This window comes from Nocardioides sp. Root140 (genome assembly GCF_001426745.1).
GTDB lineage: Bacteria > Actinomycetota > Actinomycetes > Propionibacteriales > Nocardioidaceae > Nocardioides.
This window is the reverse complement of record NZ_LMFI01000001.1, coordinates 939,609-965,552: the sequence shown is the minus strand read 5'-3', so window position 1 is coordinate 965,552 and position 25,944 is coordinate 939,609. Positions and strand designations below refer to the sequence as shown.

Annotated in this window: 28 protein-coding genes; 4 read left to right on the top strand and 24 right to left on the bottom strand. The window is 69.9% G+C overall.

Translation table 11 applies throughout. The annotated features are described in order from the left end of the window. Positions 1-10 precede the first annotated feature (10 nt). Positions 11-721 carry an acetoacetate decarboxylase family protein gene (locus ASD30_RS04685; protein WP_162250916.1) on the top strand — a complete coding sequence of 237 codons (711 nt, stop codon included), beginning with the start codon at positions 11-13 and terminating at the stop codon, positions 719-721. A gap of 17 nt (positions 722-738) precedes the next feature. Here ASD30_RS04685 and ASD30_RS04680 read toward each other — a convergent pair whose 3' ends face one another. The 5 genes from ASD30_RS04680 to efp form a co-directional block, all read right to left on the bottom strand. Beyond that, positions 739-2,484 carry a TIGR03767 family metallophosphoesterase gene (locus tag ASD30_RS04680; RefSeq protein WP_156388643.1) on the bottom strand — a complete coding sequence of 582 codons (1,746 nt, stop codon included), beginning with the start codon at positions 2,482-2,484 and terminating at the stop codon, positions 739-741. Between the two features lie 30 nt (positions 2,485-2,514). After that, positions 2,515-3,288, bottom strand: a complete 774-nt coding sequence (locus ASD30_RS04675) for a polyphosphate polymerase domain-containing protein (protein WP_056677505.1) — start codon at positions 3,286-3,288, stop codon at positions 2,515-2,517. After that, positions 3,285-3,944 (bottom strand): DUF4956 domain-containing protein, encoded by a 660-nt coding sequence (locus ASD30_RS04670; RefSeq protein WP_056677502.1) that lies wholly within the window; start codon positions 3,942-3,944, stop codon positions 3,285-3,287. The genes ASD30_RS04675 and ASD30_RS04670 overlap by 4 nt, the downstream gene beginning before the upstream one ends. Positions 3,945-4,038: 94 nt before the next feature. Continuing rightward, on the bottom strand, positions 4,039-4,437 hold the full coding sequence (gene nusB / locus ASD30_RS04665; protein WP_056677500.1) for a transcription antitermination factor NusB: 399 nt from the start codon (positions 4,435-4,437) through the stop codon (positions 4,039-4,041). Continuing rightward, on the bottom strand, positions 4,434-4,997 hold the full coding sequence (gene efp, locus ASD30_RS04660) for an elongation factor P (protein WP_056677498.1): 564 nt from the start codon (positions 4,995-4,997) through the stop codon (positions 4,434-4,436). Before efp ends, nusB begins: the two co-directional genes overlap by 4 nt. Positions 4,998-5,250: 253 nt before the next feature. Between efp and ASD30_RS04655 the strand changes: the two genes are divergently transcribed. After that, the gene (locus ASD30_RS04655) at positions 5,251-6,756 is read left to right on the top strand and encodes an amino acid permease (protein ID WP_082563551.1); all 1,506 of its coding nucleotides are present in this window, start codon (positions 5,251-5,253) and stop codon (positions 6,754-6,756) included. Between the two features lie 21 nt (positions 6,757-6,777). On the opposite strand, the gene ASD30_RS04650 is transcribed toward ASD30_RS04655, so the two are convergent. The 8 genes from ASD30_RS04650 to ASD30_RS27750 all read right to left on the bottom strand — a co-directional run bounded on the left by ASD30_RS04650 (position 6,778) and on the right by ASD30_RS27750 (position 13,166). Next, entirely contained in the window at positions 6,778-7,563 is a 786-nt protein-coding gene (locus tag ASD30_RS04650) for an SIMPL domain-containing protein (protein ID WP_056677495.1), read from the bottom strand. 68 nt (positions 7,564-7,631) lie between these two features. Then, on the bottom strand, positions 7,632-8,063 hold the full coding sequence (locus ASD30_RS04645) for a type II 3-dehydroquinate dehydratase (protein WP_056677492.1): 432 nt from the start codon (positions 8,061-8,063) through the stop codon (positions 7,632-7,634). Then, positions 8,060-9,163, bottom strand: a complete 1,104-nt coding sequence (gene aroB, locus ASD30_RS04640) for a 3-dehydroquinate synthase (RefSeq protein WP_056677489.1) — start codon at positions 9,161-9,163, stop codon at positions 8,060-8,062. Before aroB ends, ASD30_RS04645 begins: the two co-directional genes overlap by 4 nt. Beyond that, complete coding sequence (locus ASD30_RS04635; RefSeq protein WP_414858574.1) at positions 9,160-9,708, bottom strand: shikimate kinase; 549 nt, start codon at positions 9,706-9,708, stop codon at positions 9,160-9,162. The genes aroB and ASD30_RS04635 overlap by 4 nt, the downstream gene beginning before the upstream one ends. Next, positions 9,705-10,883: a chorismate synthase gene (gene aroC, locus ASD30_RS04630; RefSeq protein ID WP_200951072.1), complete on the bottom strand. Its 1,179-nt coding sequence runs from the start codon at positions 10,881-10,883 to the stop codon at positions 9,705-9,707. The genes ASD30_RS04635 and aroC overlap by 4 nt, the downstream gene beginning before the upstream one ends. Before the next feature lie 34 nt (positions 10,884-10,917). Beyond that, positions 10,918-11,688: a prepilin peptidase gene (locus ASD30_RS04625; RefSeq protein ID WP_056677486.1), complete on the bottom strand. Its 771-nt coding sequence runs from the start codon at positions 11,686-11,688 to the stop codon at positions 10,918-10,920. Between the two features lie 76 nt (positions 11,689-11,764). Continuing rightward, positions 11,765-12,616 carry an HNH endonuclease gene (locus ASD30_RS27050; protein ID WP_056677483.1) on the bottom strand — a complete coding sequence of 284 codons (852 nt, stop codon included), beginning with the start codon at positions 12,614-12,616 and terminating at the stop codon, positions 11,765-11,767. A 13-nt stretch (positions 12,617-12,629) separates the two neighbouring features. Further along, on the bottom strand, positions 12,630-13,166 hold the full coding sequence (locus ASD30_RS27750) for a DUF222 domain-containing protein (RefSeq protein ID WP_200951070.1): 537 nt from the start codon (positions 13,164-13,166) through the stop codon (positions 12,630-12,632). Between the two features lie 309 nt (positions 13,167-13,475). Between ASD30_RS27750 and ASD30_RS25910 the strand changes: the two genes are divergently transcribed. Beyond that, a complete protein-coding gene (locus ASD30_RS25910) occupies positions 13,476-13,763 on the top strand; it encodes a hypothetical protein (RefSeq protein WP_082563550.1) in 288 nt (95 codons plus the stop codon). A 23-nt stretch (positions 13,764-13,786) separates the two neighbouring features. Continuing rightward, a complete protein-coding gene (locus tag ASD30_RS04610; RefSeq protein WP_162250915.1) occupies positions 13,787-14,800 on the top strand; it encodes a MerR family transcriptional regulator in 1,014 nt (337 codons plus the stop codon). A gap of 26 nt (positions 14,801-14,826) precedes the next feature. On the opposite strand, the gene ASD30_RS04605 is transcribed toward ASD30_RS04610, so the two are convergent. From ASD30_RS04605 to ASD30_RS04555, 11 genes are read right to left on the bottom strand one after another with little or no spacing between them, the layout of a single operon-like run. Beyond that, positions 14,827-15,126 carry a hypothetical protein gene (locus ASD30_RS04605; protein WP_056677475.1) on the bottom strand — a complete coding sequence of 100 codons (300 nt, stop codon included), beginning with the start codon at positions 15,124-15,126 and terminating at the stop codon, positions 14,827-14,829. Beyond that, a complete protein-coding gene (locus ASD30_RS04600) occupies positions 15,123-15,968 on the bottom strand; it encodes a shikimate dehydrogenase (RefSeq protein WP_056677473.1) in 846 nt (281 codons plus the stop codon). Before ASD30_RS04600 ends, ASD30_RS04605 begins: the two co-directional genes overlap by 4 nt. Continuing rightward, the gene (mltG, locus tag ASD30_RS04595) at positions 15,968-17,194 is read right to left on the bottom strand and encodes an endolytic transglycosylase MltG (protein ID WP_235532496.1); all 1,227 of its coding nucleotides are present in this window, start codon (positions 17,192-17,194) and stop codon (positions 15,968-15,970) included. Before mltG ends, ASD30_RS04600 begins: the two co-directional genes overlap by 1 nt. Continuing rightward, the gene (gene ruvX, locus ASD30_RS04590; protein ID WP_056677470.1) at positions 17,191-17,670 is read right to left on the bottom strand and encodes a Holliday junction resolvase RuvX; all 480 of its coding nucleotides are present in this window, start codon (positions 17,668-17,670) and stop codon (positions 17,191-17,193) included. The genes mltG and ruvX overlap by 4 nt, the downstream gene beginning before the upstream one ends. Beyond that, on the bottom strand, positions 17,670-20,345 hold the full coding sequence (alaS, locus tag ASD30_RS04585; RefSeq protein ID WP_056677467.1) for an alanine--tRNA ligase: 2,676 nt from the start codon (positions 20,343-20,345) through the stop codon (positions 17,670-17,672). The genes ruvX and alaS overlap by 1 nt, the downstream gene beginning before the upstream one ends. Then, on the bottom strand, positions 20,345-20,656 hold the full coding sequence (locus tag ASD30_RS04580) for a DUF6167 family protein (RefSeq protein WP_056677464.1): 312 nt from the start codon (positions 20,654-20,656) through the stop codon (positions 20,345-20,347). Before ASD30_RS04580 ends, alaS begins: the two co-directional genes overlap by 1 nt. 13 nt (positions 20,657-20,669) lie before the next feature. Continuing rightward, entirely contained in the window at positions 20,670-21,167 is a 498-nt protein-coding gene (locus ASD30_RS04575) for a hypothetical protein (RefSeq protein WP_056677461.1), read from the bottom strand. Between the two features lie 11 nt (positions 21,168-21,178). Beyond that, positions 21,179-22,570, bottom strand: a complete 1,392-nt coding sequence (locus tag ASD30_RS04570) for a replication-associated recombination protein A (RefSeq protein WP_056677458.1) — start codon at positions 22,568-22,570, stop codon at positions 21,179-21,181. A gap of 24 nt (positions 22,571-22,594) precedes the next feature. Next, on the bottom strand, positions 22,595-23,836 hold the full coding sequence (locus ASD30_RS04565) for an ABC transporter ATP-binding protein (protein ID WP_082563549.1): 1,242 nt from the start codon (positions 23,834-23,836) through the stop codon (positions 22,595-22,597). Beyond that, positions 23,833-24,900, bottom strand: a complete 1,068-nt coding sequence (locus ASD30_RS04560) for an ABC transporter ATP-binding protein (RefSeq protein ID WP_056677454.1) — start codon at positions 24,898-24,900, stop codon at positions 23,833-23,835. Before ASD30_RS04560 ends, ASD30_RS04565 begins: the two co-directional genes overlap by 4 nt. Further along, positions 24,897-25,904 carry an ABC transporter permease gene (locus ASD30_RS04555; RefSeq protein ID WP_056677452.1) on the bottom strand — a complete coding sequence of 336 codons (1,008 nt, stop codon included), beginning with the start codon at positions 25,902-25,904 and terminating at the stop codon, positions 24,897-24,899. The genes ASD30_RS04560 and ASD30_RS04555 overlap by 4 nt, the downstream gene beginning before the upstream one ends. Between the last annotated feature and the right edge of the window lie 40 nt (positions 25,905-25,944).

Genomic DNA, 25,944 nt, shown 5'->3' with positions numbered 1-25,944 from the left:
TGCTGTCGGCATGGACAGCTTCGACCCGACCGACGTGTACGGCGTGCCCGAGACCGACCTCCCACCCGAGCTGGTCGGCACACTTCCCGGAAATTCCGCACCGGCTCCCTGGTCCGTCAGGGCCTCCGCCGTCGTGTGGTGGTCGAAGGCGACTCCCGCGGCGACGGCAGCGCTTCCCGCCTCGGTGCGAGAGCGGGGTAGGGCTGTCGCAGTCGTCGGCGGACTCGTGCGGTACGCCGACACCCCGGTCGGCACCTACGACGAGGTGTTCGGCGCCGTCGCTGTCCTGTTCGGGCGGGGACTCGGCCGACGCCTCGTGGCGACCATCCCGTTCATGGCGGTCGACTCCCCCAGCAGCCTGGTTGGCGGACGCGCCAACTGGTCGATCCCCAAGACCCTGGCCGACTTCTCCGGCGCCCCCGCCGACGGAACGCCGTTCACCGCGTCGAGCGCCACTGGCGCCGGTTGGCAGGTGTCGGCCACGGCCCGCGCGAAGGGGCCGCGGCTCCCTGTGGTCAGCAGGGCCCGCGTGGCCCAGGAGTTCCCGGACCACTCCCTTCGCGGGACCCGGCTCAAGGCGCGTGGCCGGATGCGGCTGTCCAGGGTCGAGGCCGACGTGTCATCCGTCGGCGAGCTGCCCGGGTGGCTGCCGTCGGGCCGTCACCCCGGCGCGCTGCTGGACGACGTCCGCTTCTCCCTGGACGTCCCCCGCCCGATGTGACCCCGCCCGGCTCGACCTCAGGCCAGCGCGGGCGCCTCGATCAGCAGCTCCACGTTGCGTGCGTCAGTGGCGCCACGACGGTCCTGGGACCGCTCCTGCCAGTCGTTGGCGCTGAGCTCACGGGCCAGCCCGGCCAGCGCGACCGGGTCGTGCAGACGACTGCCGTACGCCGCCGGGCCGGCGTGGTCGAGCATCGTGCTGAAGATCGAGAGCGATCCGTCGAGGTTGTCGACGATCTCGACAAGTCTTGACTGCTGCGGGAAGTCGGCGTGCGACGCGGTGTTGATCTCCCAGAACGCACCCGGCAGACCTTCCTGACGGCGTGCCCACACCTGGTTGCGGTGGGTGTGGCCGTTGATCCATGCGATGACCTGCGGATGCCCGAGCAACAGCGTGACGACCTCGGGCCCGAGAACCCGAGGTGTCACCTCTCCCCCCGCGGCCACCAGCGGATTGGTCATCGTGTCGCTGGTGTGATGGCTCGAGATGACGACGAGGCGGTCCCGCGAGGCGGCCAGCTGGGCCGCCAACCAGTCGAACTGTGGCCGGTCGAGGGAGCCGTCGGAGTAGCCGTTCTGGTTCACGGTGTCGAGCACCAGGAAGCGCACCGGTCCCTGGTCGAACGCGTAGTAGGCCGTGTCCTGGGCCCGGTTCTGCTCGGTGAAGCCGTGGCCCACCGGGAAGCCGGTGGTGGTGAAGTGTTCGTCCACGACCTCGCCCCGGTTCAGGATCCGGCGTTCCGGGTCGGGCGTCACCGCCCGCACGAACGGCGTCAGGGCCAGGCCCTGCAGGAAGCCCTGGTAGTCCTGCCCGAGCAGACGCATCAGGTCGGCCAAGGAGACTCCGAGTGGCGGTGAGATCAGCTTCAGGCCGCCCGTGGCGACCGCACTCATGGCGAGTCCCAGGCTGCCCGGCGGGAAGTTCCCCTGCACCAGGCCGTCGTGGTTGCCGAACGCGGAGTACCACGGGATGCCCAGGCCCTGCGCCACGAAGGGTGTTCGCGCTGCGGCGAGCAAGCCGGGGACCGACGGGAAGCCGTACAGCCGGCGGGGTTGGTCGGCCTGGGTGAGTGGCGGGTTGCCGTCGGGATGCCAGTAGTGGACGTCGTAGTGGAGGCGGTCGTTGTCGGCCACGCCTTCCCACCGGGTCAGGTCGCCGGAGTCGGGGGTCACCGTGGTCCCACCGCTGAGCAGGTCGATGTTCCAGCGGACCTCGTTGCGCTGGGCGTTGTCGGAGTTGTCGCCGGTCTGCAGGGCGAAGGCGAGCGGCGCGCCGGTGACCGGCCCGACCCCGACGTCGTTGACCGCGCGCACCATCGACTCCGCGACGTGGGCGCTGAGCATCTCCTGCGGTCGGTACGCCGAGGAGGCCAGTCCCGTCGTCGGGTCGCCGGGCTTGTCCTGGTCGTCGAAGCGGTCGAGCCACTCCAGGCGCATCGGCGACTGGGCGTCGACCACGTGGAGGTCGGTGAGGTGGGCGAAGGCCAGGAGTCCCCGGCGCCGACCGTCGCGCCCGACGCTCGCCGGCCTACCCAGGTCGGTGCGCACGACGTGCGGCTCCCCCGGCCCGTGGACGACCTGCCGGTACCCGCCACCACCGGCCGGACCGCGCAGCAAGGTGCGCTCGAGGGTCGTACCGGCCGCCGCGATCGGCACGCCCGGAGCCGCACGTGCGGGGTCGACGACGAGGCCGGCACCGCCCAAGGAGGCGACCGCACCCACGGCCAGTCCGGATCTCAGCAGGTCACGACGGGAGATCTCCACGAGCCGCTCAACGAGCCGGCGTGTCCCAGGTCACGCTGGACGCCATCCGAAGTAGCGCCGCAGCGTCCGGTTCCAGCGGTTGGCCGGCAGCCGCGGGTCGACGGCGGCCATCCCGACGCAGTACTTGCTGATCGGCACCGGTCGGTGCCCGAGCCGCCACAGCAACCGGTCGGCCGGCCCGGCCCCGCGCAGGGACTTGGTCTCGACCAGCACGTGGTCGGTCATCTCGACCACGGTGCCGGCCCAGTCGCTCAGGCGGAGGCCGGCGTCGCACGTCATCCGGAAGCCGGCGTCCGCGTCGACCAGGGTGGCCCGATGGTAGGTGGTCGTGAGCACCGGCCCCAGCCCGCACGCCGGGACGTCGATGCGTGCGTCCACGAACGCGAGGCCCGCCGGGTCGAGGCTGTCGCGCTGCGCCGCGGTCGTGGCCAGTCGGTCCTTGACGGTCTCCTCCCGGCCGCCCTCGGTCTTCACCTCGAGCACGGTGCCCCCCGAGTCGAGATAGCTGCGGGTGCGCACCTTGAACTTGCGGCGGCGACCGGTGGCCGCACGGCGGTAGGAGTCCAGCCCGGCGGTGTCGAAGTAGACCGACTCGTAGCGGAAGTCGCGCAGCCCGTCGATCTCCAGCACGCGACAGGTCCCGACCAGCCCGTGCATCAGGGCCGCGAAGGCGTCCGGAGGGATCAGGTACTTCCGGTCCACCCGGGTCTGCAGCGAGGCCGCCTCCACCACCTCGGCCAGGGTGATCGGGGCGAAGGCACCGACCCCGACCCGCTGGGCAACGGCTGCGGGTCCCCGGTTCATCGCACGCCCGGCCGCTGGTCGCGCAGGGCCGTGGCGGGGTACGGCGTCGACTCCGGCTCGAGGCGGTCGTGCTCGGGCTGGTCGTCCCGCCCGGCGTCGAGCGGTCGGCGTTGCGGGTGCACGCGGTAGCGGACGTCGACGACCGTGACGTCACGCACCAGGTCGGTCTCGGTGACGATGAACCGCTGGATCTCCGCCCCGAGCAGCTCGCCGAGCCGGGCGACCAGGACGCGTTCGTCGGTGATGGCGCGGTCCAGGGTCAGCTCCTGCTGGCGGTTGTGCACGTGCATCCGCGGGTGGTCGGCGACGTACATGACCGCGACCAACAGGGCACCGACCAGCGGTGCCACCCACACCGGGTCGGGGCGCAGCCCGCAGATCAGTCCCAGCGCGAGGGAGGCGAAGTAGTAGCCGACCTCCTCCTGGGTCAACGCCGAGGAACGGAGTCTGATGATCGACAGAACGCCGAACAGCCCGAGCCCGAGACCCGCCGCCACGGTCGAGGTGGCCAGCACCATGGCCACGGCCATCACACCGACGTTGAGGGCGGTGTAGGCGATCAGCATGTCCCGGCGACGGTGTCGCCGGAAGTAGATGCCGTGTGCCAGGACGGCGATGGCCGCGACGTCGAACGCCAGGATCAGGACGGTGTTCATGAACTGTTCTCCTCCGAGTAGTGAGGAGAACAGGTTCACGGCCGCTCATGAGCCGCAGGTGAAGGCCCGGTGAGAGCCTTCACATCTTCGCGGATCAGGCCTTGGTGCGCTGGATGGTGCCGAGGATTCCGTTGACGTAGCCGGGCGACTCGTCGGTGGAGAGGTCACGCACGAGGTTGACCGCCTCGGAGACCGCCACGGCGTCGGGGACGTCGTCGGCGTACAGCAGCTCCCACGTGCCGATGCGCAGGACGTTGCGGTCGACCGCCGGCATCCGGTCGAGGGTCCAGCCCTCGGCCGCACCCGAGAGCAGCGCGTCGATCTCTTCCTGGTGCTCGACCACGCCGCGCACCAGCGTGGCGGTGTAGTCGTTCGTCGGTCCCTCGCCGTCGGCGATCGACCGGTCGAGTGCGATCACGGGACCCTCGTTGCGCAGTTCGCTGGCGAACAGGACGTCGAGGGCGCGCTTGCGGGCCTTGGTGCGGGCGCTCAAGACTTGACGCGACCGAGGTACGACGAGTCGCGGGTGTCGACCTTGACCTTCTCGCCCGAGCTGATGAACAGCGGGACCTGGATCTCGTGGCCGGTCTCGAGGGTGGCCGGCTTGGTGCCACCGGTGGAACGGTCGCCCTGGAGGCCGGGGTCGGTCTGGCTGATCAGCAGCTCGACCGAGGCGGGCAACTCGACGAAGAGCACCCGACCCTCGTTGGTCGCCACGATGGCTTCCTGGTTCTCGAGCATGAAGTTCGCGGCGTCACCGACGATCTCGGGGGTCACCTCGAGCTGGTCGTAGGTGGAGGTGTCCATGAAGACGTAGGACGTGCCGTCGTTGTAGAGGTACTGCATGGTGCGCTTGTCAACGTTGGCGGTCTCGACCTTGGTGCCGGCGTTGAAGGTCTTGTCGACGTTCTTGCCCGACTCGACGTTCTTGAGCTTGGTGCGCACGAAGGCCGGGCCCTTGCCGGGCTTGACGTGCTGGAACTCGACGACGGTCCAGAGCTGGCCCTCGAGCTTGAGAACCATGCCGTTCTTCAGGTCGTTCGTTGTTGCCATGCGCGCGTGAGCCTCTTCGAGTCGGGGGTGTCGGAGTCGCCCGCGCCGGAGGCCAGCGGGCAGCAGCCGCCAATTCTATACGTCCCACGGCCCGTAGCCGCCAATCTCGTCGTCCTCCCGGGACCAGACCTCCGGTTCCACGTCCGTGATCCCACCGGCACCGGGACCTGACAAATCGGACCGCCGAGGGATAGCGTGCGCTCCTTGAGGCACTTTGTCCGCACAGCGGACACCCCCGAACCATGAGGTGAGTATGACTCGGCATACGTCCCCGGGCCGCAGGCTGCCCGCTGAGGTCGCGATCCATCGCGTCGACGCCGGCCGGCATCGTCTCCCCCGGGTCTTCGGCACCGCTCACCTGGTGATGCTCGGCCTCGGTGTGATGATCGGCGCCGGCATCTTCGGCCTGGCCGGCCAGCAGGCCGCGACCGCGGCCGGACCGGCGGTGATCATCTCGTTCGGCATCGCCTCGCTGGTCTGCCTGCTCGCGGCGTTCAGCTACGCCGAGCTCTCCTCGACCATCCCGGCAGCCGGCAGCGTCTACACCTTCAGCTACGTCGCCATCGGTGAGGTCTGGGCGTGGCTGGTGGGCTGGGCCCTGGTCCTGGAGCTCGTGGTCGCTGCGGCGTTGGTCGGTCGCTTCTGGGCGACGTACTTCGTGGCCACCCTGGACGGGTTCGGCCTCGAGATCCCCGCCTGGCTGGGTGAGCACGCGTCGGCCGACACCGGCACCAACTGGGTGGCGTTCGTCGCGGTCGCCGTGATCGGCCTGCTGGTGGTCACTGGCACCAAGCTCTCCGCCCGGGTGCTGACCTGGGTCGTGGCCGCCAAGCTCGCGGTGATCGGCTTCGTGATCGCGGTCGGCGCGGCGTACGTCACTCCCGGCAACTACACCCCGTTCGTCCCCCAGGGCCGCGAGGCCGAGGCCACCGACGGGCCACGCACCGTGTTGCAGATGCTGGTCGGTTCCACCGAGCAGTTCGGGGCGGTCGGCGTGTTCAGTGCCGCCGGCGTGATCGTGTTCGCCTACATCGGCTTCGACCTGATCGCGACTGCCGCCGAGGACGCGCACGAGCCGCGGCGCAGCATCCCCCGCAGCATGATGATCTCGCTGGCGATCGTCACCCTGCTCTACGTGGCGATGGCTGTCGTCCTGGTCGGGCTGCGACCCTCGGCCGAGCTCGGCTCGCCGGCGCCCGTCTCTGATGCTCTCGAGGCGGTCGGTGTGGGATGGGCCGCCCAGGTGGTCAACCTCGGTGCCCTGCTTGCGCTGACCACCGTGATCATGGTGGTGCTGATCGCCCAGAGCCGGGTGCTGTTCGCGATGGGCCGCGACGGCCTGCTCCCGCCGTCACTCGGCCGGGTCAGCCCGACCTTCCTGGCCCCCAGCACCGCTGCCCTGGTCGCCGGCTCGATCGCCGCCGTGCTCGCGCTGTGGCCGGGGCTCTTCCAGCTCGAGCAGCTGCTGGTGATCGGCGCCCTCTTCTCGTTCCTGTTCTGCGCCCTGGCGGTGATCGTGCTGCGGCGCACGCAGCCCGACCTCGAGCGTGGGTTCCGGGTGCCGATGATGCCCCTGCTGCCGGTGCTGTCCGCGACCGCCACCGGCTGGCTGATGCTCAACCTGACCGGCGAGACCTGGCGCAACTTCGCGATCTGGATGGCCGGCGGCCTGGTGCTGTACGTGGCGTACGGCCGCCGGCACAGCCACCTGGCCGCCGCCACTGAACCCCGTCCTCTGCAGGGGTCCCACCGGCGCTGACCCGGCGTCCGGGTCGAGGCGTCAACCGAGCTGCCACACCACCTGCACCCGCACCGCCAGCTCGTCCTCGCCGGCCCGGATCGGCACCTTCGCGGCCAGGTCGCTGGCGGCCATCCGGTAGGACTGCATGTCCAGCAGCTCGGTGCTCGGGGTGCTGGTGGACACCTCCTTGAGGGTCACCACGTCGCCGAGGTCCTGCCCGGCCGCGTCGGCGTACTCCTCCGCCTTCGCGGTGGCCTGCTCGACGGCGGCCTTGCGGGCCTCGGCCAGCACGGCCTCCCGGTCGGAGACCTCGAGGTCGATGTTGCTGACCCGCACACGGTTGCCGCCGGCATCGACGGCCGCGGTGATCGCCTTGCCGCCCTCCTTCAGCTCCGGCACCCGGATCCGCGCCTTCTGGTTGACCCGGTAGCCCTTGAACACCGGGCTCCCGTAGCTCGGGTAGTCGTACTCCCGGTTCATCGAGAGGCCGGTGGTCTGCATGTCCTTCGCGGTCACGCCGTGTTCCTCGAGCCGGCCGAGCACCGCCTTCATCGTGGTGCTCGCCTCGGCCAGCGCCGTCTCCAGGTCGGGGTCGAGGTGGCTCACCGAGACCGTGAACGAGATCTGGTCCGGCACGGCGGTCGCCGTGCCCGTGCCGACCATGGTCATCTGTCGTTGCGTCGCCGCGCCGTCACCCTCGTCGGCGCGCGCGGTCGTCCCCGGCGAGTCGCCGGCCCCGCCGAGCAGGTACGCCGTCACCAGTGCGAGCAGCACCAGGCCTGCAAGCAGGATCCCCTTGACGCTCAGCGTCACTGACTTGTCCATCGTGCTCTCCTCGTCCTCCGCGGCCGGACGGCCGAACCTTGGACGAGCAGCGCTCGGGAACGGTTCCCTCAGCTCGGCGCGAGCAGCTCGAGGGCTTCGCGGTAGCCGTCGATCCCACGGCCGGCGATGACCCGCACCGCATGGGGCGTCACGACGGAGGTGTGGCGGAACTCCTCCGGGCGCTGCGACGGGTCGGAGATGTGCACCTCGACCAGCGGCGCAGTCAGCTGCGCACAGGCGTCGAAGAGCGCCCACGAGTAGTGCGTCCAAGCGGCCGCGTTGAGCACCACCGGCGTCGCCTCGTCAGCGGCGGTGTTGAGCCAGTCGAGCAGCTCGCCCTCGTGGTTGGTCTGGCGCACCTCGACGTCCAGCCCCAGCTCGGTGCCCCACTGCACGCACAGGTCCGACAGCTCGGCGTACGTCGTGTGGCCGTAGATCTCGGGCTGGCGCTTGCCGAGCCGGCCCAGGTTGGGCCCGTTGAGCACGAGGACCCGGGTCACTGCACGCCTCCGGTCATCACGTCGTACGCCGCGCGCAGGTCGGCCTCCGACGGACCGGCGAGGACGCGCGGTTTCGCAAGCTCGTCGAGCACGACGAACCGGAGCTGCGAGCCGCGCGACTTCTTGTCGACCTTCATCGCATCGTGCAGCTCGTCGAACCCGGCGCCGGACCACGAGGTCGGCAGTCCGACCAGGCCGAACGTGGCGGCGTGGCGGTCGGCGAGATCGTCGGCGAGCACACCCGCGCGACGCGCCAGCTCGGCGACGTAGACGCAGCCGATGGCCACGGCCTCGCCGTGCCGGATCTCGTAGTCGGTGGCCCGCTCGATGGCGTGCGCCATGGTGTGGCCGTAGTTGAGCGCCTCGCGACCGGGGTGCCCCTCGACGCCGCCGGTCTCCTTGAGGTCGGCGACCACCACGTCGATCTTCACCTGGATGGCGCGGGTGATCAGCTCACGCAGCACCGGCGATGCCGGGTCCTGGGCCGCAGCCGGGTCGTCCTCGACGAGGCGCAGGATCTCGGGGTCGGCGATGAAGCCGCACTTGATGACCTCACCGAGGCCGGCCCGCAGCTCCTGGGCAGGCAGGGTGGCCAGGAGCGACAGGTCGCAGAGCACTCCCGCGGGCTCGTGGAAGGCGCCGACCAGGTTCTTCCCGGCGCCGGTGTTGATGCCGGTCTTGCCACCGACCGCGGCGTCGACCATGCCGAGCAGCGTGGTCGGCACGTGCACGACCTTGACGCCGCGCAACCAGCTGGCGGCCACGAAGCCACCCAGGTCGGTGGTCGCGCCACCTCCCACCGTGACCACGGCGTCGGAGCGGGTGAAGCCGCGCTCCCCCAGTGCCTCCCAGCAGTCGTTGGCGACCGAGGCGGTCTTGGCGTTCTCGCCGTCGGGCAGGCCGAGCGCGAGCACGTCGTACTCCTCGACCAGCGCGCGCAGCACCGGCTCGGCCAGCTCACCGAGCTCACCGGGGAAGAGGAGCGCCACCCGCTCGACACCTTCGCCGATCAGGCCGGGCAGGCGGTCGATGAGGTCGTGCCCGATGACGACGTCGTACGGCGAAGCACCGCCGACGTGCAGGACGGTGGGCTCACTCATGACTGTTCCTCGATTCGGGTGACGATCTCGTCCGCGATCTCGTCGGGGGTGCGTCCGTCCGTGTCGACGGCGAAGGTCGCGGCGGCCTCGTAGACCGGTGTGCGCTCGTCGAGCAGGGCCTTGATCCGGCTGCGCACGTTGCCGAGCAGCAACGGTCGCGACGTGCCAAGCCCGACCCGCTTGACGGCGTCGGCCAGTCCGACGCGCAGGAAGACGACGGTGTGTCCGGCCAGCGCCGCGCGGGTCTGCTCGTCGACGACGGCGCCTCCGCCCAGTGCGAGGACACCGTCGTGCTCCTCGAGTGCCCGCTTCACGGCGGCGCGTTCGAGGGCGCGGAAGTGCGCCTCTCCCGACTCCACGAAGATGTCCGAGATGGCCCGGCCCTCGGCGACCTCGACGTCGTGGTCGGTGTCGCGAGACGACACGCCCCAGTGCCGGGCCAGCCGGCCGGCCACCGTGGTCTTGCCCGACCCCATCGGGCCGATCAGGACGACGCGCGGTCGGTGATCGGCTTGCGGTCGGTGATCGAGCTTGTCGAGATTCACTTGAAGGCGATGGCGTCGAGGTAGGACGCACAGTTGCGCGCGGTCTCGGCGACCGAGTCGCCGCCGAACTTCTCGATCACGGCGTCGGCCACGACCAGCGCGACCATGGCCTCGGCGACGATGCCGGCGGCCGGCACGGCACAGACGTCGGAGCGCTGGTGGTGGGCCACCGCCTCTTCGCCGGTGGCAACGTCGATGGTCTTGAGGGCCCGCGGCACCGTGGCGATCGGCTTCATCGCCGCCCGGACCCGCAGGATCTCCCCGGTGGTCATGCCGCCCTCGGTGCCGCCCGAGCGACCCGACGTACGCCGGATGCCCTCGGGTGACGGCACGATCTCGTCGTGGGCCTGCGAGCCGGGAACGGCGGCCAGGCCGAAGCCGTCACCGACCTCGACACCCTTGATCGCCTGGATGCCCATCAGGGCACCGGCCAGGCGCGAGTCGAGGCGACGGTCCCAGTGCACGTGCGAGCCGAGGCCCGGCGGAAGTCCGTGGACGACCACCTCGACGACGCCGCCGAGGGTGTCGCCGTCCTTGTGGGCCTGGTCGATCGCCGCAACCATCTGCTTGCTGGCATCGGGGTCGAGGCAGCGCACCTCGTCCGCGTCGAGCCGTTCGACGTCCTCAGGGCTGGGCACGCTGCCGTAGGGCGCGGCCACTCCCCCGAGCTCGACGACGTGGGAGACGATGCGCGCACCAATGGTCTGCTCGATGAAGTTGCTGGCCACCCGACCGAGCGCCACCCGGGCGGCGGTCTCGCGGGCGGAGGCGCGCTCGAGGATCGGGCGGGCCTCGTCGAAGCCGTACTTCTGCATGCCGGCCAGGTCGGCATGGCCGGGACGCGGCCGGGTGAGCGGCGCGTTGCGGGCCAGGCTGTCCAAGATCTCGGGGTCGACCGGGTCGGCCGACATGACCTGCTCCCACTTGGGCCACTCGGTGTTGCCGACCTGGATCGCGACCGGTCCGCCCTGGGTCTTGCCGTGCCGGACGCCGCCGATGATGGTGACCTGGTCCTGCTCGAACTTCATGCGGGCGCCGCGGCCGTAGCCGAGTCGGCGCCGGGCCAACGCGTCGGCGATGTCGGTCGAGGTCACCTCCACATGGGCAGGGAGGCCTTCGAGGATCGCGACAAGGGACGGGCCGTGGGATTCGCCCGCAGTGAGCCAACGCAGCATGGGTGCAGTCTTTCACGCGCCCCGCGCGCGCTCGTCAGCCCTGCCGGTCGGCGAGATAGCCGCCGATGTCGGCGCCCCACAGCACGCCGACCACCGCGCCCACCAACATGAACGGACCGAACGGGAAGGTGCGGTCGCTGGTGATCCGCAGCACTCGCAGCGGGATCCAGCCGACCACGCCGATCACGAACCCGGCGTAGGTGCCGACGGCGAACTCCGCCCAGCCGAGGTAGGCCAGCGCCATGCCGAGGATGCCGGACAGGCGTACGTCGCCGTAGCCCATGCCGGGCGTGAACCGCCACAGGAACCAGTAGACGAAGCCGGCGACGAGCCAGCCGATCCCGGCACGGATCAACGCGTCGGCGTCACCCTGGGCGAGGGCGCAGACCAGCAGCAGCACGGCGGTCAGCAGGTAGGTGGGTCCGACGATCAGCTTCGGCAGCAGGCGGGTCCGCAGGTCGACCCACGCCAGCGCGACGCCGATCGGCACCAGCGGCACGAGGTAGAGCAGCGGCCAGTCCCACCCGATTCGTGCGCCGATGAGGCCGGCGACGAGCGCGGACCAGCCCGCGGTCCACGTCGCCATGTGTGGTGCAGCAGCCAGGTCGGCGTACAACGGCTTGGGTTCCTCGGGCTCGGCCCTGGTCTCCCCGCCCGCGTCGTCGTGCGCCTCACCGTCGGTTTCTTCCTCGGCGAACGGGACGGGTTCGGGCAGCCTCGCCACGACGCGTGGAACGAACCATCCGGTGATCGCTCCGAGGACGACACAGACGATCACCGTGTCGAGATGTGCTGCCCAGTCCATGGCTGGTCACCCTACGGCCTCCCGTCGTGTCGACAGGCTCGACACCGAGAACTGCACTGCGCCTGCCACACGGAGATCAGGCGGCGTCGTCGATGAGCTCGTAGTCCGAGAGCAGGTCGCTCGGGTCCTGCGGTTCGACGACAACCAGATGGCGTGGCGGGTCGGCCCAGCCGGGTAGGGGTGGTGCGGTGGAGACGTAGGTGTGCCCGGTCGGTGTGGTGGTGGTGACTTGATGTCGCCCGTGGGGTGGGTGGTGGCCGGACGCGGTCCAGCCGGGTGCTTGTTTGGCGTAGTTGCAGCCCTCGCACAGTCCTTGGAGGTCTTCCTCGACCGTCTGCCCGCCGTTGGCGATGCCGGTGGCGTGGTCGATGTGTCTGATGGGTGCGTCGCAGTACAGGGTGCGGCAGATGCCGCCGTCGCGGGTGCGGATGAGGGTGGCGAGTCCGTGGGGGACGATCCGGGCCCTCGAGTCCATGGCGGTGAGGCCGCCGTGGGGTGAGGCGTAGACCTTGCGTAGCCAGGTCTGGATTTCGTGTTCGAGTGCGGTGGCGACCAGGTGGCGGGCCAGGTCGGCGGGGATGGTGCCGTGCCCGTCGAGGTTCGCCGGGTCGTGACTGGTGCCGAGGAGGGTCTGGTCGGAGACGACGAGGTTGATCATCACCGGCACCGCCGGGGCCTGGGTCTTGCCGGTGACACGTTCCACGAGGGTGTCGGCCATGATCTGCGCCCGGGAGCGTTCGTCACCACCGGCGATCAGGGTGTCGGCGGCCTTCTTCAACGCCGCATAGACCTGCACGCCTTGTCCGACCGGGAGGTGCCCGGTGAGGTAGGTCATCGTGTCCGGTGCCGGACGGATGGTGACCCGGCGGTCCTTCTCCGCCTTCGCCCGCCGGTGGGCCACCGAGGCGGGGTCGAGCTTCGCGGCCATTTTGCGGGCCTGGTCACCGACCCCATTTGGTGACCCGGCGGTCCTTCTCCGCCTTCGCCCGCCGGTGGGCCACCGAGGCGGGGTCGAGCTTCGCGGCCATTTTGCGGGCCTGGTCACCGACCTGTCTCTCCGACAGCTTCGCGACCGTCTCGAGGTCGCCGGCGATCTCCTTGTCCACCTTCGCGCGGTCATCAACCTCCAGGCAGGCGGTCTCCTTGGCCAGCAGGGTGGCGGCCCATTCGGTGATCCGTCCGGCCCGGAACGCCGCCCGGGTGTGCGGCAACTCCTTGCGCAGGAGCTTGGCGAGGCCGAGGTGACGCTTCCCGCGGTACGGCGACTCCCGGCGGGCGACGGCGAGTTGTTCGAGAATGCCACACCCCTGGCGGCGCTTCCCGACCCCGGAGGCGGCGGCCTTGGCACGCATCGACTCGTCGAAGTCGACCGACAGTTCGGCCTGCGCGGCGGCGATGGCCGACTTCAGGGTCTCGAGGGCGCCGATGACGTCGATGCGGGCGTCGTCGTCGCTCACCGCCTCGGAGACGTTCAGCAAGGCTTCTGTCCAGGCGGTCACTGTCGAGGCGTCCAGCACCACTCCAGGGGCCGCGGTGGGCTCCTGGGGCGGGGTGACTTCGGATCCTTCTGGGGCGGGGTGACTTCGGATCCTTGGGCATGCTGCCCGCGGGCCGAGTCGCTGGCCTCCCGGAGCAGGGGAGCGACAAGATCGCCTCGGAGGTCTCACTGACGCCTCGGAGACGTTCAGCAAGGCTTCTGTCCAGGCGGTCACTGTCGAGGCGTCCAGCACCACTCCAGGGGCCGCGGTGGGCTCCTGGGGCGGGGTGACTTCCGACGCTTCGAACATGTGTTCGAGTCTATCGAGTTTCGTCAACCCTGGCAAGGGATTCTCGACATCTGTGGACAAGAAATCAGGCCGTCGGGAACCGGCCATCGCGGGCCGCTGGGCACCCACAGCACGACGCCTGACGAGCGGACGATGGCGTGGTTCGCCGCGCTCCCCCTCGCCCTTGACGGCATCCGGATCGACCACTACCTGCGCCGCTTCATGCAGCACGGCATCCGGCAGGGCCATCACGAAGCCGACTCTCGACCTTGCCCCAACGGGAAGGCCCAACCTCTGTTTCACCGGTGACCGACACCGGGAGGATGGTGACCATGACGCTCATGACGATCGGCGACTTCGCCCGCGCTGCGGGACTGACGCCCAAGGCGTTGAGGCTGTACGACGACCTCGGCCTGCTGTGTCCGGCCGAGGTGGACCCGCACTCGGGGTACCGCAGGTACGCTCCGGCGCAGCTCGAACGGGCCCGTCTGGTGGCGACGCTCAGGATCCTGGGGATGCCACTGTCGCGGATCAAGAACGTCGTCAACGGCTCGAGCGCTGCGGCGGCTCGGGAGATCGAGGCGTACTGGCGCCAGATCGAGGCCGACACCGCGACTCGGCGCGGCATCGTCACCACTCTCGTCCATCAGTTGAGGAACGAGGCACACGAAATGACCACAGCCACCAGGACCTTGCACGCCGAACACGGCTCCAGTCACCGCCAGGGGCGACGCGACGCACAGCAGGACGCGCTCCTCGTCACCACCGGCCTGATCGCCGTCGCCGACGGCTTCGGTGACCGCGACGACGTGGCCGCGGCCGCCCTGGCCGCCTTTGCGGAGAGCGGGCTCGCCGGGGCGATCTCCGAGATCGCCCCGGACGTCAGCGCAGCCCTGCCTGAGCTGCCGGCCTCCGGTACGACGCTCACCGCCGTCGCGTTCACGGGTGGGAGCGCGCAGGTCACGCACATCGGCGATGGCCGGGTCTGGCTCGTGCGCGATGGGGAGGTCCGGCAGGTCACCCACGACCACACGGTCGTGGCGGCGCTGATCGAGGCCGGTGAGCTGACCGCGGACGAGGCCCGCGCACACGAGCACCGCAACCTGCTCAACCGGGCGTTGGCGCCCGGTGTGGTGGCCGACGAGATCGTGCTCGACCTTCACGAGGGCGACCGGCTCGTGCTGACCACTGACGGGGTCCACTCCCACATCGACGATCTCGGCCGCCTGCTCACGCTCGACGGAACCCCGCAGGAGGTGGCCGACGCAGTCGCGACGGCCGTCGCCGAGGCAGGCGAGCCCGACAACCACACGATCGTCGTGGTCGACCTGGGCCGTGCAGCCTGAGGTCTGGGCCACGAAACGTGCAGTGGTCAGACCGGATCGGTGAACGAGATCGGCTTGCCGGTGGCCCGGGCATGGGCGATCTCCCTGCTCGTGGACTCGCCGACATACCCGCCCGGGTTGACGACCAGAACCCGGTCAGCCAGGTCGATCTTGCGCAGGTGAAGGGCATCCAGCGCGGTCTTCTGCTCGGGGGTGACCAACTCGTCAGCCTCACCTGGCGCGACGACGATGACACCGGCGAAGGTCAGGTCACGGTTTGCCGCACGCATCTCGTCCGCGAACCGGGTGGAGCCGCAGATGCAGACGATCTCAGGTCGGTCGGTCACGGCTCGACGGCTTCCTCTGGCAACCCGATCTGGTCTGACTGCTCCAGTGCCGCGAGCCCTGCCGTGCGCATGACCTCGACCGCCACCGACTGCCCGGTGAACATCTCGAACTGCAGGGCTGCCTGGTGCACGAGCAGGTCGAGCCCGCCGACCAGCGGCCGGTCGGCGGCCGCGCTGGCCAGCGGCGTCGGCCACGGGTCGTACAACGCCTCGAAGACGACGGGTACGTCGCCGCAACGGCGCACCAGGTCGACGGTCTGGGCCCCGGCCGGGATGGTCGAGGCGACCACGTCACCCGTGACTGCCGCGGTGGCGAGGTCCCCCACCTCCACCTGCGGGGACGAGGGCAGCGAGCTCAGCACCTCGAGGGTCTCGGCGGCACGGTCCGCGGAGCGCACCAGCACATCGATGTGGGTGGCACCCAGCTCGACCAGCGCCATGCCCAGCGAGGTGGCCGTGGCTCCCCCGCCCAGGATCGTCGCGCGCGACACCGCTCCGGCGTACTGCTCGCGGAGTGCGGCGATCGCCCCGGGGATGTCGGTGTTGTGCGCAGACGCCCGCCCGTCGCGGAACACCAGTGTGTTGGCTGCGTGCGCCACCCGCACCCGGTCACTGACCTCGTCGGCCAGTGGCAGCACCGCGCGCTTGAGCGGCATGGTCAGCGACAGCCCACGCCACGAATGGTCAAGCCCCGCGAGGAACTCCGGCAACGAGGACTCGTCGACCCGATGGGCGTCGTAGGACCAGTCGTCGAGGCCGCACGCGGCGTAGCCCGCCCGGTGCAGCACCGGCGAGAGCGAGTGCGCGATCGGGTCCCCGAGGACCCCACAACGCGGTCCCATCAACAGGCGTCCGAGGTCGTGCAGTATTCGCGGAACTCCGCCTTGTAGCGCAGGAACTCGTCGTACGTCGACGCGAACTTCGTCTCGCCGGTCTTGAGGTCGACCGTCACGTAGTAGTACCAGTCGCCCTCGGCCGGCTCGAGCGCCGCGCGGATCGCGTCGTCACCCGGAGCCTCGATCGGCCCCGGCGGCAGACCCGTCTGGCGCCGCGTGTTGTACGGCGAGCCGGCGACCGAGTCGATGTCCTCGGTGGTGATTCCGACACCCAGGTTGCGCCCGAGTGCGTAGTTGACCGTGGCATCGATCTCGAGCCGCCCGATGGTGCCCGCGGTGCCGGGGTTCTCGAGACGGTTGTAGATGACCCGGGCAATCTTCGGCATGTCCTTGCCACGCCCCTCGGCCTCGACCAGCGCGGCGACCGTCATGATCTCGTGCGGCGTGTAGCCCAGGGCCTGGGCCGACTCCTCGAGGCCGGCGTCGTCCGCGGCCTGTCGCCAGCGGTCGACCATGGCGCGCAGCATCTCGACCGGCTTCGCCTTCGGGCCGAACTCGTAGGTGGCCGGGAAGAGGTAGCCCTCCGGGTTGCCCTTGGCGTACGCCGGCAGCCCGAGCGCCGCGGGCTTGGCCAGCGCCCGGTTGAACTGCCTCTTGTTGAAGTCCGTGTTCTTGCTCAGCAACGCGACGATGTCGACGACGCGTAGCCCCTCGGGGATCGTCACCCGGTTCTGGACCCGGTTCTTCGGGTCGATCAGGACGGTGAGGGCGTCGGACGCCTTCATCTTCTTCTTCAGCGTGTAGGAACCGGGCTGGATGCGAGCCGCCTCGTCGGCGCGTGCGCTGGCGGCCTTCGTGAAGGCCTCGACGGAGGCGACCACGTCGGCGTCCTTGAGGGTGCGCCCGATGTCGGTCGCGGTGTCTCCGCTCTCGACGATGATCGAGACCTCCCCGGCGCCCGGGCCCGAGTAGTCCTCACCCTCGCCGAACTGGTCCTTGACCCAGTCGATGCCCTTCACGCCGAGCAGGGCCAGGCCCGCGGCGATCAGGCCGACCACCACGAGCGCGACGAGACAGCCGAACGGGCCACGCCGCCGCTTGCCGCGCCGCGAGACCGGCGCCCGGCGTACGGGCTCCTCGTCATGCGCGGCCTCGTCGTCGGGGTCGTGCCGCAGCCCGAGCTGGTCGATCCCCTCGTGGGAAGGTTCGTGCTCGCCATGCTGCTCGGTCACTGCTGGTCCAACCCCTCTGTCGGTGGCACCGTGACCACTTCTCCCGGCGCGCTCCCCCGAGCACGCTCCGCGTCCAGCGCATGCTGGAGGATCACGACTGCGGCGGCCTGGTCGACCACCGCTCTTCTCTTGGCGCCCTTCTTCCCGCGTTCCCGAAGCATCGACTCCGCGGTGACGGTCGTCAAGCGTTCATCAAAGAGCCTCACCGGCATCGGGGCAACCAGCCGCGCCAGGTGGCCGGCGAATTCCCGTGCCTTGACCGCGGCCGGCCCCTCGGCACCCGAGAGCGAACGGGGCAGGCCGACGATGACCTCGAACGCGTTCTCCTCGTCGATGATCTGGCGCAACCGCGCGAGGTCGCCCTCGCCACGCTGCACCGTCTCGACGGGTGTCGCCAGGAATCCGCTCGGGTCGCTGCGGGCCACGCCGATGCGGGCGTCTCCGGGGTCGAGGCCGAGGCGTACGCCGTGGCGCATCACGCCTGACCGACGGCCCGGTGCACCTCGGACTCGACGAGGGCAAGTGCCTCGTCGATCCGGGTGGCGTCCGTGCCGCCGCCCTGCGCGACATCGTCCTTGCCACCGCCCTTGCCACCGAGCAACGGACCGACCGCACGGATCAGCGCGTTGGCGCTCAGCCCCCGCGCGCGGCCCTCGTCGTTGACGGCAGCGACCGCGGCCACCTTTCCCTCGGCGGCGCCGATGACCACCACCGCACCGGGCTGGCCCTGCGGCAGGCGGCCGCGGATGTCGAGCGCCAGGGTGCGTACGTCGCCACCGCCGGCACCGTCGGCGCGGTGCGCCACGAGGTGCACGCCGTCGACGACCGTGGCCCCGGCGGCGAGCTCTCCCGCGGCAGCCAGCAGCTGGCCGACCCGGACCTTCTCGATCTCCTTCTCCGCGGTGCGCAGGCGCTCGACGAGGTCTCCGACGCGCCCGACCAGGTCGTCGGGCTGGGTCTTGAGCAGCCCGGTCAGCTGCGCCACCACGTCGCGCTCGCGCGCGAGGTAGGCGAAGCCCTCGACGCCGGTCAGCGCCTCGATGCGCCGGTTGCCGGAGCCGACCGATGCCTCACCGGTCAGCACGATCGTGCCGATCTGCGACGAGTGGTCGACGTGCGTGCCACCGCAGAGCTCGCGCGACCAGGGGCCGCCGATCTCGACGACCCGCACCTTGGTGTTGTCGTAGGTCTCGCCGAAGAGCGCGATGGCGCCCCAGTCCTTGGCCTCCGGCAGGGTCATGTAGTCCCAGCCGACGGCGAGGTCGGCACGCAACGCGTTGTTCGCGACCTGCTCGAGGTCGGCGTACTGCTCGGGAGTCAGGGCCTGCGTCCAGCCGAAGTCGAGGCGCAGGTATCCGGGCCGGTTGTAGGAACCGGACTGCAGCGCCGTGGGGCCGAGCACCTCACGCAGCGCCGCGTGCACCACGTGGGTGCCCGAGTGCGCCTGCCGGGCACCGAGCCGCCAGTCGGGGTCGACCTGCGCATGCAGCTGCGAGCCGGGGTGGAACTCACCGTCGATGACCCGCACTTGGTGCACCACCAGTCCACGCACGGGACGCTGGACGTCGACGACCTCGAGCCGTCCACCGTCGAACTCGATGATGCCGGCGTCGGCGGCCTGGCCACCGGACTCGGCGTAGAACGGCGTGCGGTCGAGCACGATCTCGCCGATCTCGCCGTTGCCCAGTGCGGGGACGGGCTGTCCTTCCCGGAGCACGGCCAGAGCGGACGACTCGGTCTCGAGGGTCTCGTAGGCCAGCCACTCGGTCGGACCGTTGGCGTCGAGGATGCCGCGGTAGACCCCGGTGTCGGCGTGCTGCCCCTTCTTGGAGCGCGCGTCGGCCTTGGCCCGCTCGCGCTGCTCGGTCATCAGCTTGCGGAACCCGTCGTGGTCGACGGTGAGCCCGGCTTCGGACGCCATCTCGAGGGTGAGGTCGATCGGGAAGCCGTAGGTGTCGTGCAGCGCGAACGCCTGGTCACCCGACAGCTTCGAGCCGCCGGACTTCTTCACGTCGGTCGCGGCCAGGTCGAAGATCTGCGTGCCGGACTGGAGCGTCTTGCGGAACGCCTCCTCCTCGGCGTACGCGACCCGCGAGATGCGCTCCCAGTCGGAGATCAGCTCGGTGTAGGTCTCGCCCATCTTGTCGCGGCTGATCGGCATCAGCTCGGGCAGCGCCGGGTCCTCGTAGCCGAGCAGGCGCACCGAGCGGACCGCGCGACGCAGCAGGCGACGCAGCACGTAGCCGCGGGCCTCGTTGCCGGGCGTCACGCCGTCACCGATCAGCATCATCGAGCTGCGCACGTGGTCGGCGACCACCCGGAAGCGGACGTCGTCCTCGTGGTTGGCGCCGTACTTCTTGCCGGTCAGCTCCATCGCCCGCTCGATGACCGGGAACATCACGTCGATCTCGTACATGTTCTCGACGCCCTGGGTCATGAACGCGACCCGCTCGAGGCCCATGCCGGTGTCGATGTTCTTCTTCGGCAGCGGGCCGGCGATGTCGAAGTCCTCCTTGCTGCGGACCGCGCTCAGCTCGTCCTGCATGAAGACCAGGTTCCAGAACTCGAGGTAGCGGTCCTCGGCGGAGAAGTCGCCGTCCGCGCCGTACGCCGGACCGCGGTCGATCAGGATCTCCGAGCACGGGCCACCGGGGCCGGGCACGCCCATCGACCAGTAGTTCTCGGACTTGCCGAGCCGCGCGATGCGGTCGTCGGGCAGGCCGGTGATCTTCTTCCAGAGCGCGACCGCCTCGGCGTCGTCGACGTACACGCTCGGGTAGAGCTTGTCCTCGGGGAAGCCCCAGCCGCCCTCGGACTGCGGCTTGGTGACCAGCTCCCAGGCGAGCTCGATGGCCCGCTCCTTGAAGTAGTCGCCGAACGAGAAGTTGCCGCACATCTCGAAGAACGTGCCGTGGCGGGTGGTCTTGCCGACGTCTTCGATGTCGGGCGTGCGCACGCACTTCTGCACGCTGGTGGCCGTCGCGTACGGCGGCGTCTCCTGGCCCAGGAAGTAGGGCTTGAACGGCACCATGCCTGCGGGGACGAAGAGCAGGTTCGGGTCGTCGGCCAGGAGCGAGGCCGACGGCACGGCCGTGTGCCCGGCGTTCTCGAAGTGGGTCAAGAACCGCCGTCGGATCTCCGCGGTGTCCATCAGTTCGTGCCTTCCTGGTTCGTGCCCGAGCGTTCGTGGTGAGTGAGGCTAGGTGGTTCGGTGGCCGCGCTGGGCCCGGCGCCGAGGGCCGGGGTTCCATCAGGGACCAGTCCGAGTCGCTCGCGCAACTCGGTTTCCTTGTCGTGACGCCCCTGCGCCACCTCGTCGCGGAACATGCGGACACCCACCGCGAGGCTGCTGGCCCGGTCGCGCAGGCCGTCGACGGTGAAGGACTCGCGCAGTCGGCGGGCCCGGTTCATCGCGTAGACCGTCGCCCCGGCACCGGCCGCGAACCACAGCGTGCGGCTCATCCGAGCCTCCTGGTCATGCTGCGCCTTCTTGCGAGCGTTGCCGGGCCGCCATCTCCCGGCGTACGTCGCGGATGTCGATGCGGCGCTGCTTGCGGGAGCGCTTGATCTCCTGCTTCATCTGGAAGCGGATCCGGTTGCGGGACTCGGGGGCCAGGGCGCGGCGTACGCCATGGGTGAGTGCGGCCGCCTTGACCACCGACTCGCGCAGGACGAGGTCGGCGAAGAGCCGGCCCTCGATGCGCTGGGGTTCGGGAGCGGGTTCGTCAGAGGCTGTGGGGTCGCCGAGGGCGGTGATCACGAACTCGTCGGGGGCGTGACGGGGCTGCACCGAACGGGCCAGCGCGTCGACGCGCTCACGCAACTGGGCGGCCTCGGCTCGTGTGGCCTCGAGCTCGGCGCGGGCGCCGACCCGCTCGCGGCGCAAGGCGAGGACGGCCAGCGCCAGGCAGGCCAGCAGCACGAGCACGACCGCGCCCAGCACGACGGGCAGAAGGAGGTCGGCACTGGTCATGGTGCCCGACCCTATCGCGCACCACGGATCAGCTTGCGCACACGTTCCCAGCGCTCCTTGATCGTCGCTTCGGCACCCAGGCTGGTGGGTCGGTAATAGGCCGCGTCGCCGATCTCGTCGGGCGCGTACTGCTGCTCGGCGATCCCGAACGGCTCGTCGTGGGAGTACTTGTACGGCTGTGGGGCGCCGCGGCCATGGCCGATCTTCTCGGAGCCGGCGTAGTGGCCGTCGCGCAGGTGCGGTGGCACCTGGCCGATCTTGCCCGCGCGTACGTCGGCACTGGCCGCGTCGATCGCCTTGATCACCGCGTTCGACTTCGGCGCGACGGCCAGGGCGATCACCGCCTGGGCGAGGTTGAGGCGCGCCTCGGGCATGCCGATCAGCTGCACCGCCTGGGCGGCCGCCACGGCGGTGGTCAACGCCGTCGGATCGGCGAGGCCGATGTCCTCGCTGGCCAGGATCACCAACCTGCGGGCGATGAACCGCGGGTCCTCGCCGGCCTCCATCATGCGGGCCAGGTAGTGCAGTGCGGCGTCCGCGTCGGAGCCACGGATCGACTTGATGAACGCCGAGATGACGTCGTAGTGCTGGTCGCCCTGCCGGTCGTAGCGGACCGCGGCCTGGTCGACCGCGGTCTCCGCGGCGGCCAGGTCGACCGTCGTCGAGCCCTTCGCCTCGGCGGCTCCGGCCGCGGCCTCGAGGTAGGTCAGGGAACGGCGGGCGTCTCCCCCGGCCAACCGGACCAGGTGCTCCAGGGCGTCGTCGTCGACCGTGACCTCACCCGCGAGTCCACGCTCGTCGACCAGGGCCTGCCGCATGACCTCGCGCACGTCGTCGTCGGTCAACGACTCGAGCCGCAGCAGGAGCGAACGGGAGAGCAGCGGCGAGATCACCGAGAAGAAGGGGTTCTCGGTGGTCGCGGCGACCAGGGTCACCCAACGGTTCTCGACGCCCGGGAGCAGGGCGTCCTGCTGGGCCTTGGTGAAACGGTGAACCTCGTCGACGAAGAGGACGGTCTCGCGGCCGCTGCGCACGAGGTCGGAGCGGGCCATGTCGATGGCCGCCCGCACCTCCTTGACGCCGGCGGCCACCGCCGAGACCTCCACGAACTGCCGGTCGGTCTGCTGGGAGAGGATCGAGGCGATCGTCGTCTTGCCGGTGCCGGGCGGTCCCCACAGCAGCAGGGACATCGACCGGTCACCCTCGATCAGCTGCCGCAGCGGCGAACCCTCGGCCCGCAGCTGCTGCTGCCCGACCAGCTCGTCGAGCGTGCGCGGGCGCATGCGCACGGCAAGGGGCGCTGACGCGTGCGTGTTGCCGGTCAGCGATCCCTTGCCCTGTGCACCTGCGCCGGCCCTGGCCGGCGTACCGGCGGGAGCATCGACCTCGAACAGACCATCCACACCCGCCACCCTACGTTCGCGGGGTCACGGCTTGACGGTGCGGCGTTCCTTGAGGTCGAACCACACGTCGGAGAAGCCGGGCTCGTTGCCGATGTCGGAGGGACTGGCACCGGGGTCGGGGCTGCCTTCGTTGTCGACGCCGAGCATGCGCGCGGTCACCGGGTCGTGCGGGTGGTTGCCCAGCTCGCCGGCGAAGTGGCAGGCCACCTTGTGCCGCGGACCGACCTGCAGCATCGGCGGCTCGACCTTCGCGCAGATCTCACGGGCCAACGGGCAGCGGGTGCGGAACCGGCAACCCGAGGGCGGGTTGATCGGGCTGGGCACGTCACCCTCGAGCATGATGCGCTCGCGGCGACCACCGATGGCCGCCTGCTTCACGTCGGGCACGGCGGAGAGCAGGGCCTGCGTGTAGGGGTGGTGCGAGCGCGAGTAGAGCGTGTCACGGTCGGCGATCTCCACGATCTTGCCGAGGTACATCACCGCCACCTCGGGACAGAAGTGGCGTACGACGGCCAGGTCGTGGGCGATGAACAGGAACGCGATGTCGAATTCCTTCTGCAGGTCCTGCAGGAGGTTGATCACCTGTGCCTGGATCGACACGTCGAGCGCGGAGACCGGCTCGTCGGCCACCATCAGCTTCGGCTGCAGGGCCAGCGCCCGGGCGATGCCGACACGCTGGCGCTGGCCACCGGAGAACTCGTTGGGGTAGCGGTTGTAGTGCTCGGGGTTGAGGCCCACGACCTCGAGGAGCTCCTGGACCCGGGAGAGGATCTTCTTCTTCGGCACCACGTTGTGCACCGCGAGCGGTGAGCCGATGATCGAGCCGACCGTGTGCCGCGGGTTCAGCGACGTGTAGGGGTCCTGGAAGATCATCTGGATGTCCTTGCGCAGCGGCTTCATCTGCCGGTTGGACATCTGCGCCAGGTCGTGGCCCTCGAACATCATCGTGCCACCGGTCGGCTTGTAGAGCCGGGTGATCAGCTGGCCGGTCGTCGACTTGCCGCAGCCCGACTCACCCACCAGGCCGAGGGATCCGCCCTTGGGCACCTGGAACGACACACCGTCGACGGCCTGCACGTGCCCGACCGTGCGCCGCATCAGCGAGCTGCGGATCGGGAAGTACATCCGCACGTTGTCCATCGTCAGCACAGGCTCGGCGGTCGGGTCGAGCGTGGCGGCCGCGTGGGCGTGTCCGACGATGCTCTCGAAGGACACGGTGCCCGCCGGGCTTTGCGTGAGGTCGTCGGCCGGCAGCTCGGGCGTCATCGGTTCTCCTCAGCGAGGTGGATGGCGAGGTCGGGGGCCACTTCGGGAAGGACCTCGGTGGCGTAGATGGTCTCCGAGTCGACCAGGTGGCACCGCTTCAGGTGACCCTGGCGGGCACCCACGGTCAGCTCGGGCAGGGTCGTCGCGCACAGGTCACCGGGCACCTTGGAGCTGTGCACGCAACGCGGGTGGAACGCGCATCCGGGCGGCGGGTCGAGCAGGCTCGGCGGGTTGCCGGGGATCGGGATCATGCGGGCGTTGGGGTCACCGGTCACGTCAGGGACGCTGGAGAGCAGGCCCCACGTGTAGGGCATCTCCGGGTGGGTCAGGATCTCCTTGCACGCGCCGTACTCGACACAGCGGCCGCCGTACATCACGAGCACGTCGTCGGCCATCTCGGCGACGACACCGAGGTCGTGGGTGATGATCACGATCGCGGAGTTGAACTCCCTCTGGAGGTCCTGGAGCAGGTCGAGGATCTGCGCCTGCACCGTGACGTCGAGAGCCGTGGTGGGCTCGTCCGCGATCAGCAGCGAGGGGTCGTTGATCAGGCCCATCGCGATCATGGCGCGCTGCCTCATGCCACCGGAGAACTGGTGGGGGTAGTCGTCGACGCGACGGTCCGGCTGCGGGATGCCGACGCGCTCGAGCATCTCGATCGAGCGCTTGCGGGCCTCCTTCTTGCTGGCCTTGGGGTGGTGCACCTGGTAGGCCTCACCGAGCTGCGCGCCGATCTTGTAGAACGGGTGCAGTGCGGCCAGCGCGTCCTGGAAGATCATCGCGACGCTGTTGCCACGCAGGCTCCGCATCTTGTCCTCGGCCAGGCCGACCACCTCGGTGCCGCCGACCTTGATCGAGCCCTCGATGCGTGCGGCCTTGGGGTCGTGCAGGCCCAGCACAGCCATGCTGGAGACCGACTTGCCCGAACCCGACTCCCCCACGATGCCGAGGGTCTTGCCCAGTTCGACGCTGTAGGTCAGTCCGTTGACTGCCTGCACGAGTCCGTCGCTGGTCGGGAACCGGACACTCAGGTCGGTCACCTCCAGGTACGGGTCGCCGCTCATGAAAGCCTCACTCTCGGGTCAAGCACGCTATAGACGATGTCGACGATGATGTTGGCCATGACCACGGCCACGGCGAGGACCAGTGCCGTCGCCTGCACGACGGGAAGGTCCTTGATGTAGGTCGCCTCGAGGCCCCACTTGCCGATGCCGTCGAGGTCGAAGATCTGCTCGGTGAAGACGGTGCCCGACAGGAGGAAGGCCACGTCGAGGCCGAAGATGGTCACCACCGGCACCAGCGCGGAGCGCAGGGCATGTCGGATGACCACGACGCGGTCCTTGAGCCCCTTGGCCTTCGCGGTGCGGACGTAGTCCTCGTTGAGCACTTCGACCATCGACCCGCGCGAATATCGGGTGTAGGCGGTGGCGCCGTAGAGGCCCATCACCAGCCACACGAGCAGGAATCCTGAGAACCACTTGAACGGGTTGTCGAGGAACGGGTGGTAGGCGACGGTCGGGAACACGTGCGTACTCAAGGTCAGCAGCAGCATGCTCAGCAGCGCGACCAGGTAGTACGGGATGGAGCTGAAGACGAGGGTGGAAGAGACCAGCGCCTTGTCGGCGAAGCTGCCTCTTCGTCTGGCGGCCAGCACGCCGATGGGCACGCCGATCATCAGATAGAGCAAGGAGGCCCCGACGGCCAGGCTCAGGGTGATCGGGAATCTCTCCTTGAGCTGGTCGGTGACCAGGGTCCGGTCGCGGTAGGAGAGGCCCAGGCACGGCGCCTCGCACTTGTAGCCGGTCGAACCGATGTAGATGGTGCGGTCCTGGACGAGTCCCTTGGCCCACTTGCCGTACTCGGAGTAGACGGGGTTGTTGTAGCCCAGCCGCTCTTCGTACTGCTCGAGCCGTGGGGAGGTCTCACCACATCGACCGTGGGTGTCGCGACGGCACAGCTCCAGGGCAGGGCTCTTCGGACCGTAGAAGAACAGCAGGAACACCATCATCGAGACAAGAACCACGATCATCGCTCCAGACAGGAGACGCTTGACCAGGAACGAGAACATGCGGGGGCCTCTCAGGAAGTGATCGCGGCCTCCGGGCCGG